This window comes from Ruegeria sp. BHSB172 (assembly GCF_059613165.1).
Genome location: NZ_JBXWRZ010000001.1, coordinates 1 through 13610 on the forward strand (window position 1 = coordinate 1; position 13610 = coordinate 13610).

At 64.6% G+C, this 13610-nt stretch carries 14 protein-coding genes; 9 read left to right on the forward strand and 5 right to left on the reverse strand.

Annotated elements, in window-relative coordinates; genetic code table 11:
- Nucleotides 1-152: 152 nt before the first annotated feature.
- The 3 genes from AC2FM3_RS00005 to AC2FM3_RS00015 are packed head-to-tail and all read left to right on the forward strand — an operon-like array spanning nucleotide 153 to nucleotide 3185.
- Nucleotides 153-1625: a leucyl aminopeptidase gene (locus tag AC2FM3_RS00005; RefSeq protein WP_496678017.1), complete on the forward strand. Its 1473-nt coding sequence runs from the start codon at nucleotides 153-155 to the stop codon at nucleotides 1623-1625.
- Between the two features lie 4 nt (nucleotides 1626-1629).
- A complete protein-coding gene (locus AC2FM3_RS00010; RefSeq protein WP_496678018.1) occupies nucleotides 1630-2091 on the forward strand; it encodes a DNA polymerase III subunit chi in 462 nt (153 codons plus the stop codon).
- 47 nt (nucleotides 2092-2138) lie between these two features.
- On the forward strand, nucleotides 2139-3185 hold the full coding sequence (locus AC2FM3_RS00015; RefSeq protein WP_496678019.1) for an aldo/keto reductase: 1047 nt from the start codon (nucleotides 2139-2141) through the stop codon (nucleotides 3183-3185).
- A gap of 75 nt (nucleotides 3186-3260) precedes the next feature.
- Here AC2FM3_RS00015 and AC2FM3_RS00020 read toward each other — a convergent pair whose 3' ends face one another.
- Nucleotides 3261-4247 (reverse strand): GlxA family transcriptional regulator, encoded by a 987-nt coding sequence (locus tag AC2FM3_RS00020; protein ID WP_496678020.1) that lies wholly within the window; start codon nucleotides 4245-4247, stop codon nucleotides 3261-3263.
- Between the two features lie 133 nt (nucleotides 4248-4380).
- On the opposite strand from AC2FM3_RS00020, the gene bcoG reads away from it, so the two are divergent.
- The 3 genes from bcoG (at nucleotide 4381) to AC2FM3_RS00035 (ending at nucleotide 7598) form a co-directional block, all read left to right on the forward strand.
- Entirely contained in the window at nucleotides 4381-5295 is a 915-nt protein-coding gene (bcoG, locus tag AC2FM3_RS00025) for a 3-dehydrocarnitine:acetyl-CoA trimethylamine transferase BcoG (RefSeq protein WP_496678022.1), read from the forward strand.
- A gap of 81 nt (nucleotides 5296-5376) precedes the next feature.
- Nucleotides 5377-6840 carry a carnitine 3-dehydrogenase gene (locus AC2FM3_RS00030; RefSeq protein ID WP_496678025.1) on the forward strand — a complete coding sequence of 488 codons (1464 nt, stop codon included), beginning with the start codon at nucleotides 5377-5379 and terminating at the stop codon, nucleotides 6838-6840.
- Nucleotides 6837-7598 carry an SDR family oxidoreductase gene (locus tag AC2FM3_RS00035; RefSeq protein ID WP_496678027.1) on the forward strand — a complete coding sequence of 254 codons (762 nt, stop codon included), beginning with the start codon at nucleotides 6837-6839 and terminating at the stop codon, nucleotides 7596-7598. The genes AC2FM3_RS00030 and AC2FM3_RS00035 overlap by 4 nt, the downstream gene beginning before the upstream one ends.
- Here AC2FM3_RS00035 and AC2FM3_RS00040 read toward each other — a convergent pair.
- Nucleotides 7595-7777 carry a hypothetical protein gene (locus AC2FM3_RS00040; RefSeq protein ID WP_093962276.1) on the reverse strand — a complete coding sequence of 61 codons (183 nt, stop codon included), beginning with the start codon at nucleotides 7775-7777 and terminating at the stop codon, nucleotides 7595-7597. The genes AC2FM3_RS00035 and AC2FM3_RS00040 overlap by 4 nt on opposite strands.
- A 90-nt stretch (nucleotides 7778-7867) precedes the next feature.
- Nucleotides 7868-8734: a helix-turn-helix domain-containing protein gene (locus tag AC2FM3_RS00045; protein WP_496678029.1), complete on the reverse strand. Its 867-nt coding sequence runs from the start codon at nucleotides 8732-8734 to the stop codon at nucleotides 7868-7870.
- Nucleotides 8735-8844: 110 nt separating this feature from the next.
- Here AC2FM3_RS00045 and AC2FM3_RS00050 point away from each other — a divergent pair, with 110 nt between their 5' ends.
- The 3 genes from AC2FM3_RS00050 to AC2FM3_RS00060 are packed head-to-tail and all read left to right on the forward strand — an operon-like array spanning nucleotide 8845 to nucleotide 10867.
- Nucleotides 8845-9048 carry a DUF2061 domain-containing protein gene (locus AC2FM3_RS00050; protein WP_170432309.1) on the forward strand — a complete coding sequence of 68 codons (204 nt, stop codon included), beginning with the start codon at nucleotides 8845-8847 and terminating at the stop codon, nucleotides 9046-9048.
- Nucleotides 9041-9943, forward strand: a complete 903-nt coding sequence (locus tag AC2FM3_RS00055; protein ID WP_496678031.1) for a fatty acid desaturase — start codon at nucleotides 9041-9043, stop codon at nucleotides 9941-9943. Before AC2FM3_RS00050 ends, AC2FM3_RS00055 begins: the two co-directional genes overlap by 8 nt.
- Before the next feature lie 21 nt (nucleotides 9944-9964).
- Nucleotides 9965-10867 carry an EamA family transporter gene (locus AC2FM3_RS00060; RefSeq protein ID WP_496678033.1) on the forward strand — a complete coding sequence of 301 codons (903 nt, stop codon included), beginning with the start codon at nucleotides 9965-9967 and terminating at the stop codon, nucleotides 10865-10867.
- A gap of 59 nt (nucleotides 10868-10926) precedes the next feature.
- Here the strand turns inward: AC2FM3_RS00060 and AC2FM3_RS00065 are convergent, their stop codons facing one another.
- Complete coding sequence (locus AC2FM3_RS00065) at nucleotides 10927-12315, reverse strand: DEAD/DEAH box helicase (RefSeq protein ID WP_170459353.1); 1389 nt, start codon at nucleotides 12313-12315, stop codon at nucleotides 10927-10929.
- Between the two features lie 452 nt (nucleotides 12316-12767).
- Complete coding sequence (locus AC2FM3_RS00070) at nucleotides 12768-13544, reverse strand: YiiX/YebB-like N1pC/P60 family cysteine hydrolase (RefSeq protein WP_496678035.1); 777 nt, start codon at nucleotides 13542-13544, stop codon at nucleotides 12768-12770.
- Between the last annotated feature and the right edge of the window lie 66 nt (nucleotides 13545-13610).

Genomic DNA, 13610 nt, shown 5'->3' on the forward strand with positions numbered 1-13610 from the left:
CTGTGCCTGCCGTTTGGTGCCAAATTGTCCCCCCGGACCTGCCGTTCATTTTCGGGCGACCTTAATGCAATTGGTTGGCGGGGAAAACTGCTATCTGGTCAATGCCGCGCCTGCGGGCTAGGTCTGGGGGCAGAGTCTTTCAGGAGCAAGAAATGAGCAGTCTGGTACCGATCCGCTTCCAATCCCAAGATCTGGACCTGATGGCGCAGGCCGAGGGGCGTGTGGCCATCATCATCCCCGCCGATGGCAAGTTGAACCCCGTCGCCCGCCGGGCCAACCGGCTGACACGCGGGGCCATTGCCCGGCTGATTGAAAGTGCGCGGTTCGGCAAGGCCAAGACGGGGGAGGTGATCTCGTTGGCGTGGCCCTGCGGCATGGCGGCCGAGGCGCTGGACGTGCTGGTCCTGCCGCGCCGCGCCGACGCGGACGAGGCGCGCAAAGGCGGCGCCGCGCTGGCCAAGTTGGCCGCGGGCAAGGATCTGCTGGTGATGGCGGGCAACCAAGCGCGGGTCGAGGATCTGGCCATGGGCATCGCTTTGCGCAGCTATGCGTTCGATGCGCACAAAACCAAGGCCGACGCGGATGACGCGCAGGGCACCGTGACCATCTGCCATGTCAAGGCCGACGATGCCGAGGCCGCGTTCGCGCCCTTGTATGCGGTGGCCGATGGCGTGCGCATGACCCGTGACCTGACCAATGAACCGGCCAATGTGCTGACCACCACCGAATTCGCCGACCGTCTGAAAGAGATGGAAGATCTGGGCCTTAAGGTCGAGGTGCTGGACGAGGACGATCTGACCAAGCTGGGCATGCGCACCTTGCTGAGCGTCGGACAGGGGTCGCACAGCCCATCCAAGGTGGTGGTGATGCAGTGGAACGGCGGCGACGCCGATGACGCGCCGCTGGCGCTGGTGGGCAAGGGGGTCGTGTTCGACACCGGCGGGATTTCCCTGAAGCCCGCGGCTGGGATGGAAGACATGACCATGGATATGGGCGGAGCCGGGGTCGTGGCCGGCACCATGCGCGCGCTGGCCAAGCGCAACGCCAAGGCCAATGTCGTGGGTCTGGTCGGGCTGGTCGAGAACATGCCCTCGGGCAATGCCATTCGCCCGGGCGACGTGGTCAAGTCGATGAAGGGCGACACGGTCGAGATCATCAACACCGACGCCGAGGGCCGATTGGTGCTGTGCGACGTAATGTGGTACGCACAGGAGCGGTTCAAACCGGTGGGCATGATAGATCTGGCAACCCTGACCGGCGCCATCATCATCGGGCTGGGGCATGAAAACGCAGGCGTGTTTTCCAACAACGACACCTTCTGCGGCGCGTTCCTGAAGGCGGCCCGGGCCGAGGACGAAGGCGCGTGGCGGATGCCGCTGGGCGAGGCCTATGACAAGCAGCTGGAGTCCCGCATCGCCGACATCAAGAACGTGGGCGGCCGGCCCGCCGGGTCGATCACCGCGGCGCAGTTCCTGCAGCGTTTCGTCAAAGAAGACACGCCCTGGATCCATCTGGACATCGCCGGTGTGGCCTCGGTGGCGAAGGAAACCGACTATGCGCCCAAAGGCGCGACCGGATGGGGCGTGCGGGCGCTGAACCGCTTCGTGCAGGACAATTTCGAGTAGGCCGATGGGCGCCGTCTATTTCTACCACCTGACCCGTCACCCGCTGGAGCACACCTTGCCGGTGCTGCTGGACAAGGCGCGGCAGGCCGGGTGGCGGATTGCCGTGCGGGGCACAGACCCCGCGCGGATGGACTGGCTGGACGAAAGGCTGTGGCTGGGCCCCGAGGAATCGTTTCTGCCGCATGGTCGCGCGGGCGGGCCGCATGACGCGATGCAGCCCATCCTGCTGACCACCGGACCCGAGGCCGCCAACCACCCGGCCTGTCTGATGGCGGTGGACGGGGCCGATGTGACCGCCGACGAGGTGACTGCGTTGGAGCGGGTCTGCATCCTGTTCGACGGGAACGATCCGCAGGCGCTGGATCATGCGCGGGGGCAGTGGAAGACGTTGACCGGGGCGGGCTGCGCCGCCCAGTACTGGTCCGAGGAGTCGGGCCGTTGGGAGAAAAAGGCCGAATCCGGGTGATGCGGCCACGGGCGGTGCGACCGCCCGCGAGGACAGGAGAGATTGCAATGAAGTTGAAGCCTTTGGGCCGCACGGGGATCGAGGTGTCGGACCTGTGCCTAGGCACGATGACTTTCGGCACACAAACCGCCGAGGCCGACGCGCATCGGCAGATGGACACGGCACTGGCGGCGGGGATCAATTTCGTCGATACCGCCGAAATGTACCCGGTGAACCCGGTGTCGAAGGACACGATCGGCCGCACTGAGGAGATTCTGGGCAATTGGAACGCCGCCCATCCGGCGCGGAGGGCCGAGTATGTTCTGGCGACCAAGCATTCGGGGGAGGGCCTGGCCGCCGTGCGGGATGGTGCGCCGATCTCGGCTGCGACCATCCCGGGCGCCATCGAGGGGTCTCTGCGGCGTCTGCGGACCGATTACATCGACCTCTATCAGTTCCACTGGCCCAACCGCGGCAGCTACATGTTCCGACAGAATTGGGACTACGACCCGTCAGGCGGTGATCGGCAGGCGGTTCTGGACAACATGCGCGAATGCCTCGAGGCGCTGCAGTCGCAGGTGGACAAGGGCAATATCCGCGCCTTCGGCCTGTCGAATGAAAGCGCCTGGGGCACCGCCCAGTGGCTGCGCCTGTCCGACGAGTTGGGGGCACCACGGGTGGCGTCGGTCCAGAACGAGTATTCCCTGCTGTGCCGCCTGTATGACACCGACATGGCCGAGCTGAGTGCCTATGAGGATGTTGGTCTGCTGGCCTTCTCGCCTCTGGCCGCCGGATTTCTGACCGGCAAGTATCAGGGCGGGGCGGTGCCCGAGGGATCGCGCATGTCAATCGTGCCGCAGATGGGCGGGCGCAAGGGTGACCGGGTGTTCGACGCGGTCGAGGCCTATCTGGCGATTGCCGCGAAACACGGGCTGGACCCGGTGCACATGGCGCTGGCCTGGTGCCAGGCGCGGCCGTTCATGACCTCGGTCATCTTCGGCGCGACCACGCAGGTGCAGCTGGAGCGGATCCTGGAGGGGCGGGATGTCGTGCTGTCGGATGAGATTTTGGCCGAGATCAACGCGGCCCATCGCGCGCATCCGATGCCGTATTAGGCGATGGGGGCGCTGCCCCCGTCGCCCTTGGCGACTCCCCAGGGATATTTTTTTGCCAGATGAAGCTTGCGCGCGTCAGTGATGAGTGGGCTGGGTGCGGTCTTGTCTGAGGTCACGGGCGGACTGCCCGTGCGCGGTGCGGAACGCGCGCGCAAAGCTGGATTGTGACGTGAACCCCGTGGCTTGCGCCACGTCCATCAGCGGCATGTCGGTGTCGGTGACCAGACGGCGGGCCTCGGCAAGGCGCAGTTGCAGGTAGTGGTCCTGCGGCGTGGTATTCAGCCGCAGGCGGAACTGTTGCTGCAGGGTGCGCGGGCTGGTTCCCAGGGCCTTTGCGATGTCGGCCAGGGGCAGCGGGTCATCTAGCGAGGCCTGCATGATCGCGTTGGCGCGGGCGGTCAGGGCGCTGTGGCGGTGCGGTGCGCCAGTGCGGCTCTGCGGTCTGCCGGGTTCGGGGGCACCTTCGTAAAGAAACAGGCCCGAGACCCGGGCCGCGAAGCCGGCGCCATGGCGGGCGGCGATGACATGCAGCATCATCTCGACCGCGGGGATCGCGCCGCCCGAGGTCAGGCGGTTGCCGGACACGGTGAACCGATCGGGGCGCACGTCGACTTCGGGGAAACGGGTGGCGAAGGTCTCGAGATCCTCCCAATGGGTGGTGGCGGCGTGACCGTCAAGCAGCCCTGCTTCGGCCAGCAGCCATGGGCCTCCGTCAATGCCCGCCATCGTGGCACCGGTATTGGCGATGCGACGCAGCCCGGCCAGAAGGCTGGGCGTGGCGTGGCGCACCAGATTGAATCCCGCGATCACGATCATCAGGTCGCAGTGGTCGAGACGCGCGAGCGGGATGCCCGGCACTTGCAATGCGCTGGTCAGCATCGCCGGCTCGGGCGTTGCGGTCACGTAGTCCCAGTCGAAGGCTGGGCGGTCGGCCAGCCGGTTGGCGGCGCGCATCGGGTCCACCGCCGAGGCAAAGCTGAGCGTGTTGCACTCGTCCAGCACCAGAACGGCGGTTTTCAGCGCGCGGTGCTCGGGCTGGAGGATGTTTTTTGCGGATTTCATCAAGTCTGATTCGCATTCTGGCAAGTTGTCTGCTCAAGGCTGCGCCAGAGTCGGGGCCAGACGCAAATCGGAATCCGGGGAGAAGCCTGGGGAAAACCCATGGCGAAGCCCGGTATAAACTGGGGATAACACCATGCCTTTGGAAATGAACCGCGAAGTTTTCATCACCTGCGCCGTGACCGGCTCGGGCGGGACGCAGGATCGCAGCCCGCATGTGCCGCGTTCACCCAAGCAGATCGCCGACAGCGCCATCGCGGCCGCCAAGGCCGGGGCGGCGGTGGTGCATTGCCATGTGCGCGACCCCGAAACCGGCGCGCCCAGCCGCCGTCTGGACCTGTATCGCGAGGTGACCGACCGCATCCGCGATGCCGAAGTGGACGTGGTTCTGAACCTGACCGCCGGCATGGGTGGCGACATCGTGTTCGGCGGGGTCGAAGCCCCGTTTCCCGTGGCCGAGGGGACCGACATGATCGGTGCCTCGGAACGGGTGGCGCATGTGGCCGAGTGTCTGCCCGAAATCTGCACCCTGGATTGCGGCACGATGAACTTTGCCGAGGCCGACTACGTGATGACCAACACGCCTGGCGCGTTGCGGGCGATGGGGCAGATGATGACCGATCTGGGCGTGAAGCCCGAGATCGAGGCCTTTGACACTGGGCATCTGTGGTTTGCCAAGCAACTGGTGAAAGAGGGCGTTCTGGCCCCGAATGCGCTGGTGCAGCTGTGCATGGGCGTCCCGTGGGGCGCGCCGGATGACCTGAACACCTTCATGGCGATGGTGAACAACGTGCCCGACGACTGGACCTTCAGCGCGTTCTCGCTGGGGCGGCATCAGATGGCCTACGTGGCGGCCTCGGTTTTGGCGGGCGGCAACGTGCGCGTGGGGCTCGAGGATAACCTGTGGCTGGACAAGGGGGTGCTGGCTGAAAACTGGCAACTGGTCGAACGCGCCGGAACAATCATCGCGAACATGGGCGCGCGGGTGATCGGCCCGGCTGAAGTGCGCAAGAAGTTGGGATTGGTCAAACGGGCGCCTGTGGCAACCTGACGAGCGGGGCGACCCTCGGAAATTCTGTCAAACAACGATGGCCCCAGATGCCGTGTGGACGCTTGGGGCGAAGGAGAGAAGATGAAGACGGCAGCGATCATCGGTGGTGGCGTGATCGGCGGCGGATGGGCCGCGCGGTTTCTGCTGAATGGCTGGAACGCGCGGGTGTTTGACCCGGACCCCGAAGCCGAGCGCAAGATCGGCGAGGTCCTAGACAACGCGCGGCGGTCGTTGCCCGGGCTGAGCGATGTACCGCTGCCGCCCATGGGCGCGCTGAGCTTTCACGGCGACATGGCCGACGCGGTGCAGGGGGCCACTTGGATACAGGAGAGCGTGCCCGAGCGGCTGGACCTGAAGCTGAAGGTTTACAAGGGGCTGCAGGAGGCCTGCGATCCGGGGGCGATCATCGGGTCCTCGACCAGCGGGTTCAAGCCGTCCGAGCTGCAGGAAGGCGCGTTGCGGCCCGAACAGATTGTGGTGACGCACCCGTTCAACCCGGTCTATCTGCTGCCGCTGGTCGAGCTGGTGCCCTCGGCCGCCAACTCGCCCGAACTGGTCGCGCAGGCCAAGGACGTGTTGCGCTCGGTCGGATTCTTCCCGCTGCAGGTCCGCAAGGAGATCGACGCGCATATCGCCGACCGGTTCCTCGAGGCCGTCTGGCGCGAGGCGCTGTGGCTGGTCAAGGACGGCGTGGCCACGACCGAGGAGGTGGACGAGGCGATCCGCATGGGCTTTGGCATCCGTTGGGCGCAGATGGGCCTGTTCGAAACCTATCGTGTGGCTGGGGGCGAGGCCGGGATGCGGCATTTCATGGCCCAGTTCGGGCCAGCGCTGAAATGGCCCTGGACCAAGCTGATGGACGTGCCCGAGTTCACCGACGCGTTGGTCGACATGATCGCCGACCAGTCGGACGCGCAATCGGGGATGCACTCGATCCGCGAGCTGGAGCGGATTCGTGACAACAATCTGGTGGGCATGATGCGGGCGTTGAAGGCGCGCGACTGGGGCGCGGGGGCAGTACTGAACCAGTATGACGCGCTGCTGAAGCCGGGTGCCCTGCCGACGCTGGATCAGGCAGACCTGAGCCAGCCGATCCTGACGCTGGCCCGCGCGGTGCCGCTGGACTGGACCGACTACAACGGTCACATGAACGAGGCGCGATATCTCGAGGCCTTTGCTGCCGCGACCGACCGCTTCATGGAAATCATCGGCTGCGATGCCGACTACATCGCCTCGGGCGGCAGCTATTTCACCGCTGAAAATCACATCCGGTATCTGGACGAGGCCCATGCCGGGGCGAAAATCGAGGTGCGCACGCAGATGTTGTTGGGCGAGGGCAAGAAGCTGCACCTGTTCCACAGCATGTACGAGGGCGACAAATTGCTGGCCACGGGCGAGAGCTTTCTGCTGCATGTCAGCCTGGAAACCCGTCGGCCCTGTGCGCCGTCTCCGCAGATCGAAGCCGCGATGGCCCGCATCGCCGAAGCGCAGGCCGGGTTGCCCTATCCCGAGGGCGCAGGGGCGGCGATCCGCAAACCGGTATGACCGGGCGGGTTGTGATCACCGCCGGCGCCTCGGGCGTGGGGCGCGCGATGGCTGAGGCGTTCGACGCCGCCGGCGCTCAGGTCTGGGTGGCGGATGTGGACGCCGAGGCGCTTCAGGCCTGCCCGGATCACTGGGGGCGGTCGCAGGTCAATGTGTCGGATGAGGCCGCCGTCGCAGCGCTGTTCGGCGAGATCGCGGCGCAGTGGGGCGGTATGGACGTTCTGTGCGCGAATGCGGGTATCGCGGGGCCGACCGCATTGGTCGAGGATGTTGCGCTAAGCGATTGGCAAAAATGTATTTCCGTCAATCTGGATGGGGCGTTTCTGTGCGCGAAATACGCGGCGCGGATGCTCAAACGGCAGGGGCGCGGCGTGGTGCTGATCACATCCTCGACCGCCGGGCAGTACGGCTATCCCAACCGTGCGCCCTATGCGGCGGCGAAATGGGCGGTGATCGGACTGGGCAAGACCCTGGCGATGGAACTGGGGCCGCACGGCGTACGGTGCAACGTGATCTGCCCCGGCGCGGTGGAAGGCCCGCGGATGGAGGGCGTGCTGCAGCGCGAAGCGGCCGCCAAGGGCATGACCCGCGATCAGGTCTATCAGGGCTATGCGGCGGGCACTTCGATGGGCCGCTTCGTCGAAGCCCATGACATTGCCGCCATGGCGGTGTTCCTGGCCTCGGATGCGGCACGGTTGGTGTCGGGCCAGGTCATTGCCGTCGATGGGCATACCGTGAACCCCGACCCCAAGCTCTAGCCCTGGTTGGGGCCGCGCATCTGGCGGATCGAGGCGCGAACGGCCTGCCAGTTCTGTGCCTCTTCCACGTTTCCGGCGGCTTCGAATTCGCGGGCTTTCTGGGCGGCTTCGGCCTCGGCCTTGTCGCCATGCGCCGAGTAGAGGGCGCGCGCGTATTGAGCGGTTTTGAGAGCGTCCATTCCTGATATCCTCCTTTGGGTCGGATCGTTCGGATTTTCGCGCACCTCACTATAGGGGATCGGGTGGGAAATTGCACCTGTGGACTGGTGTCACCCCGCCGAAATGGCGGCGCGCAGTTGGCGCAGATGGGTCGGGAAATGCCGGGCGGTCAGATCGGCTTCGCGGACCAAGGTATCGAAATGCCGCGTAAAAACCTCGATCCGGTCCCGGTCGCGAAAGGCCATGTAATGGCTGCCGACATAGAACACGCATAGCAGCGGACCAAAGATGGTAACCGGCGCGGAATAGAGCCGCTTGGCATCGAACAGGTAGATGCGCATACGCGGATACAGCTGCTCGCACAGCTCGAGCATGTGATCGATCTGGTCCAGCCGCGCCTGCAGGGGCAGTCCATCATAATAGCCGGTGCCATGGGCAAAGCTTTGAATCTCATACAGCGGCATAGCGATTTCATAATCGGACTGGGCACCGCGCATCCAGGTCAGGCGGTCCTCGGAGGCGCCGATGGCCTGGTCGGCGGTTCGGCCCAGATGCGGCGCGTATTCCCATTCCAGCACGGCGCGGGTTTTCAGCATGTCGGGCAGAGTGGCCGGAACATAGCGGATCTTGTAACCCGCGGCCTGCTGGTGCCATTCAAAGATGCGCTCATCGACCAGCGCGCGGGGTGCCTCGGTCATGGTGAGCGAGCTGGCCAGCAGCTCGGCCGCGCTTTCAGGACGGTCCGAGAGGCTGAGCAACCAATCCGCCGACACCCCCAGAGCCGAGGCGCAGCTGCCCACAACATGGGCGTTGGGCAGGCGTGCGCCCGTATCGGTCAGCAACTGGGAAACGGTCGAGCGATCGACCCCGATGGTGCGCGCCAGCGCGCTTTGGCTAATGTTCCGCTGCGCCATCGCTCGGGCCAGGCGCAGACGGAACTGCGCGGCGCGGTCTCGTTTGTCGAAATTTTCCTGCATTTGATGATAAATATCACGGACGCTGAGATTTGTTAATCATATTCGGAATTCTCGACAGCGCCACTGGCAGGTAACGCTTTGGTGAAAAGCAAAAAAGACTGGGGACCGGAATGGAAACGCGGCGAAGATCTGTCGTGAAAGCAATCATTTGGAATGCGATGGGCCTTGCGGTCATGACCGTGGTGGGGCTGATCGCCACCGGCTCGGCCGCTGTCGGCGGCGCATTGGCGGTGGTGAACACGGCCATCGGCCTGACGCTCTACGTGATTTACGAACGCATCTGGGCCGGAATCTCCTGGGGACGGCATGGCTGAGGCGACCACTCCCAAGTCCCCCGAATGGCCGACCTTTGCGCTGATCGTTGCCTGCTATGCCCTTTGGCTGATCGCGATTTTCGGTGTGGCGGCGTGGTCGCTCTGGCTGGCGGTGCCGATGATGGGTGGTGTCGCGGCGCTGCACTCATCCCTTACGCATGAGGCGTTGCACGGCCATCCGTTCCGCGCAAAGTGGCTGAACGAGGCGCTGATGGCGCTGCCGCTGACCCTGTTCATCCCCTACAACCGCTTCCGCGATCTGCATCTGGCGCACCATCAGGATGCCAACCTGACCGACCCTTACGACGATCCGGAATCCAACTATCTGGACCCGGCGGTCTGGATCAGGCTGCCGCGCTGGCAGCGGTGGGTCTATCAGGCGAACAACACGCTGTTGGGGCGCATGGTGCTGGGTCCGATCATCGGCCAGTTGGCCTTTATGCGCGACGACTGGCGCGGCGCGGTACGCGGGGACCGCGACATCTGGCTGGCCTGGGCCCTGCATCTGCCGGGCGCGGCGGCGGTTCTGTGGATCGTGGCGCAATCAGCGATGCCTGTCTGGGCCTTTGTTCTGGCGGCCTATCTGGGGCTGGCGCTGGTCAAGATCCGCACCTTTCTGGAACATCGAGCGCACGAGAAATCACGTGCCCGCACGGTTATCGTCGAAGACCGCGGACCGCTTGCCTTTCTGTTTCTGAACAACAACTTGCATGTCGTTCATCACATGAACCCGGCGGCGCCATGGTATAGACTGCCCGCGCTCTATCGCCGAGGGAAAGAGCGCTATCTGGCCTGCAACGAGGCCTATGTCTATCGCTCGTACGGGCAGGTCTTCCGCCAGTATTTCTGGCGCGCCAAGGATCCGGTGGCGCATCCGCTCTGGCCAAAACCCTGATTTGACGACAGAAGGGAAGCCATGAGTTTGTGGATTCCAGTGACCTTGGCCGCCGCCACCTTTCAGACGGTGCGCTTCATGCTGCAGAAATCGCTGAGCAGCGTGAAGCTGTCGGCGACCGGCGCGACCTTTGCGCGCTTTGCCTATTCGATGCCTCTGGTGCTGCTGGGGTTGGCGGGGGCGATGCGGCTCAGCGGTCTGCCGCTGCCGGCGCTGCCGCCTCTGTTCTGGCTCTATGCCGCCATCGGTGGGGTGTCTCAGATCCTCGCTACGATCTGCGTCGTGGCGCTGTTCAAGCAGCGCAACTTTGCCGTCGGCATCACCTTCAAGAAAACCGAGGTGATCCAGACCGCCATCGTCGGTTTCATCGTGCTGGGAGACCGGGTCTCGGCCGGTGCGTTCGGGGCCATCCTGCTGGGGTTGCTGGCGGTTCTGCTGTTGTCGAAAACGCCGGGCGGCAGTGGGGCGTGGTGGCGTCACCTGACCAACCGCGCCTCGCAACTGGGGTTGGGGTCGGGCGTCTTGTTCGCCTTTTCTGCGGTCAGCTATCGCGGCGCGTCGCTGCAACTGGGCGATGGCGAGGCTTGGTTCCGGGCGCTGGTGACGCTGGCGGTCGTGGTCTCGATCCAGTTCCTGTCGATGGCGCTGTGGCTGGTTTGGCGCGACCGGGCCGAGCTGCGCGCGGTGTGGGACACGCGGCGCACCGGCATCTTCGTCGGGCTGACCAGCCTGGGCGGGTCGTTCTGCTGGTTCTGGGCTTTCAGCCTGCAGAACGCGGCCTACGTCAAGGCGCTGGGGCAGGTGGAGCTGATTTTCAGCCTCATGGCCTCAGTCCTGGTCTTCCGCGAGACGGTGACACGGCGCGAGATTGCGGGGATGGTCCTGCTGGGCCTCTCGATCCTGATCCTGGTCGCAGCGATCTGAGATGTAAAAAGGCGCACGGAGGTCCGTGCGCCTTCTGATCTTTTTGCCATGCAGGCCGGTCAGCCCGCGCGGCGTTCGTCAAAGCTGAGAGCGATGAAGCTGGGCAGATGATCGCCCATGCCCACGACGGCCGTTCCGCCATCGTCGCGGCGCCCACGTCCCTTGCCACGTTTTTCCTTGGCAGGTTTGTCGTTCGGGGCGGCGTCCTTGGCGGGCTTGTCTTTCTTGCCCTCATCCTTGCGGGTCGAGGCGCGCGATTTCTTTTCGGGCTTTTTGTCCTCGGCCTCGGCCGGTTCGGCCTGAACCGGGTTGTCCAGACGCGGGATTTCTTTCTGGATCAGCTTCTCGATCGCATCCAGCGCCTTTTCATCGCGGGCCGAGCAGATGGTGATCGCCTTGCCCTCGCGCCCGGCGCGGCCGGTGCGGCCGATGCGGTGCACATAATCCTCGGGGTGGCTGGGCACGTCGAAGTTGAACACATGGCTGACCGACGGAATGTCGAGCCCGCGCGCGGCCACGTCAGACGCCACCAGCAAACGTACTGAGCCCTCTCGGAACCCGTCCAGCGTTTTCATCCGCTGCGACTGGTCCAGATCGCCGTGGATCGGCGCGGCGTTGTAACCATATTTCTTGAGCGATTTCGCGGTGATATCCACATCGGTCTTGCGGTTGCAGAAGATGATGGCGTTGGTGCATTTGTCACCTTCGGCATCGATCAGTGCGCGTAGGACCTTGCGCTTGGTGCTGCCCTCGCGGTCACGGCGGCCGCCTTTGACCATCACGACACCCTGTTCGATGGTCTCGGACGCGGTGGCCTGACGAGCCACTTCGATCCGGGCCGGGGCCGACAGGAAAGTGTCGGTGATCCGCTCGATCTCGGGCGCCATGGTGGCCGAGAAGAACAGCGTCTGACGGGTAAAGGGCGTCAGCGAGAAGATGCGTTCGATATCGGGAATGAACCCCATGTCCAGCATCCGGTCAGCCTCGTCCACGACCATGATCTGCACGCCGGTCAGCAGCAGCTTGCCGCGTTCGAAATGGTCCAGCAGACGGCCGGGCGTGGCGATCAGCACGTCGACGCCGCGGTCGATCAGGGCCTCTTGTTCTTTGAAGCTGACGCCGCCGATCAGCAGCGCTTTGGTCAGCTTCAGGTGCTTGGTGTAGGTGTCGAAGTTTTCCGCCACCTGCGCCGCCAGTTCCCGCGTCGGGCACAGCACCAGCGAACGCGGCATCCGCGCCCGGGCGCGGCCGCGCGCCAGCAGGGTGATCATCGGCAGGGTGAAGCTGGCGGTCTTGCCTGTGCCGGTTTGGGCGATACCCAGAACGTCTCGCCCTTCCAGCGCCGGTGGAATGGCGCCTTCCTGGATCGGGGTCGGGGTTTCGTAGCCGGCTTCCTCAATAGCTTTGAGGACCTTCGGGTTCAGGTTCAGATCGGTGAATTTCGTCATGTATGTCCGGTTCATGCGGACACTGACCTGGCCCGCGCGTATGAAAAATGCCGGGCCCGGATGGCCATGCGCACCATGCGCGTTTCGGCTTGGATGCGGACATAACAAAAAGGTGTGGCAGGGTCAAATGAAGTCGCCTTCATGTGTGGCCGTCATCTGTGATTGGGCTTTTGGCGCGACAATTCAGCAACTTCCGGGGAAGTTTTTCAGTGGTTTCGCCTAGAGTTCCAGCGGCCTGTGCAGGATCATGCCCCGCACACCTTCGGGTCGGCACGGCCGGGTTCGTCGAAAAAGCTGCGCAGAGTGCGAAAGGTCTTACGGGCGTGCTCATCGAGGTGGATGTGGCACGCCCCGCATTCAGATGAGGGGCGACACGGACGAGGATGTCGGAAGTGGACCGGCGACCATCGACGGCATCCCCCGAGGCGGCGAGGCCCGGTCGGGCGCAGTCGTCATGTCACGGCGCTGCGGTTGGGTTCGGATGGCAGAGCATCGAGCCCGGGCGGGCGGTCCGACCAGGTCAGGGTGCGATAGTCGAACCCGTATTCGATCGTCGGTTTCACGATGCGGAAATAGGGCGACAGGTCAAAGTCGCGCGGGGCGAACAGCGAATGGTGCCGGATGCTAAGGATCTCGCGGGCCTGGCCGGCGTCGCAGTCTTCGGTCAGGACCGGCAGGATCGGATAGCGTACGCTCTGGAACGCCTCGGCGATCAGGGTCGAGCAGATGGCGCGGGTCGGGTCACCCGAGCCCAGTTCCAGCATCTTGCGGCGAAAACGGGCCGGAACCGGCGGGTTCGGAAGCAGATACCGCAGCAGGTCGAAGATGTTCTTTAGGTCATAGGTCTTGCCGATACTGCCGCGCATGAAGGCGATGATCTGCGCCTCGTCTTCCGGGGTCAGGCCGATGGGGCGGCAGATACGAGTATTGAGATGGGCGAAATGTGAAACCGGAACCGCGCGCACGCCCTCTTGCAGGTCGGCCTCGATCATCTGGGTGTCGGGGTCGTCGCCCCCGGCGTAGAAGGCCACATGCGACCAGGTCGAGTTGGTGAGATACTTGATCGCCGAGGCGACCCGGCTGTTGCCCTCGACCAGCAGCACGTCGCAGGGCCGCAGGGTGCGGCGCAGGCGTTCGGGCGTGGTGGTCGAAAAGCTCTGATACCCTTTGAGCGGCTTTTCGATGAACCGCGACAGTGCGCGTCCAACCGTGCCCAGAAGCCTGTTCATGCCGCATCCTCCGCGCTGTGTCCGACGGCAGTATACCGCCCAATCCGGTCCGGGCCGGATCACAAA

Excerpts from the sequence above, each read along its gene's own strand:
- AC2FM3_RS00005 (WP_496678017.1), top strand. The coding sequence starts at position 153 with ATGAGCAGTCTGGTACCGATCCGCTTCCAATCCCAAGATCTGGACCTG.
- AC2FM3_RS00010 (WP_496678018.1), top strand. The coding sequence starts at position 1,630 with ATGGGCGCCGTCTATTTCTACCACCTGACCCGTCACCCGCTGGAGCAC.
- AC2FM3_RS00015 (WP_496678019.1), top strand. The coding sequence starts at position 2,139 with ATGAAGTTGAAGCCTTTGGGCCGCACGGGGATCGAGGTGTCGGACCTG.
- AC2FM3_RS00020 (WP_496678020.1), bottom strand. The coding sequence starts at position 4,247 with ATGAAATCCGCAAAAAACATCCTCCAGCCCGAGCACCGCGCGCTGAAA.
- bcoG (WP_496678022.1), top strand. The coding sequence starts at position 4,381 with ATGCCTTTGGAAATGAACCGCGAAGTTTTCATCACCTGCGCCGTGACC.
- AC2FM3_RS00030 (WP_496678025.1), top strand. The coding sequence starts at position 5,377 with ATGAAGACGGCAGCGATCATCGGTGGTGGCGTGATCGGCGGCGGATGG.
- AC2FM3_RS00035 (WP_496678027.1), top strand. The coding sequence starts at position 6,837 with ATGACCGGGCGGGTTGTGATCACCGCCGGCGCCTCGGGCGTGGGGCGC.
- AC2FM3_RS00040 (WP_093962276.1), bottom strand. The coding sequence starts at position 7,777 with ATGGACGCTCTCAAAACCGCTCAATACGCGCGCGCCCTCTACTCGGCG.
- AC2FM3_RS00045 (WP_496678029.1), bottom strand. The coding sequence starts at position 8,734 with ATGCAGGAAAATTTCGACAAACGAGACCGCGCCGCGCAGTTCCGTCTG.
- AC2FM3_RS00050 (WP_170432309.1), top strand. The coding sequence starts at position 8,845 with ATGGAAACGCGGCGAAGATCTGTCGTGAAAGCAATCATTTGGAATGCG.
- AC2FM3_RS00055 (WP_496678031.1), top strand. The coding sequence starts at position 9,041 with ATGGCTGAGGCGACCACTCCCAAGTCCCCCGAATGGCCGACCTTTGCG.
- AC2FM3_RS00060 (WP_496678033.1), top strand. The coding sequence starts at position 9,965 with ATGAGTTTGTGGATTCCAGTGACCTTGGCCGCCGCCACCTTTCAGACG.
- AC2FM3_RS00065 (WP_170459353.1), bottom strand. The coding sequence starts at position 12,315 with ATGACGAAATTCACCGATCTGAACCTGAACCCGAAGGTCCTCAAAGCT.
- AC2FM3_RS00070 (WP_496678035.1), bottom strand. The coding sequence starts at position 13,544 with ATGAACAGGCTTCTGGGCACGGTTGGACGCGCACTGTCGCGGTTCATC.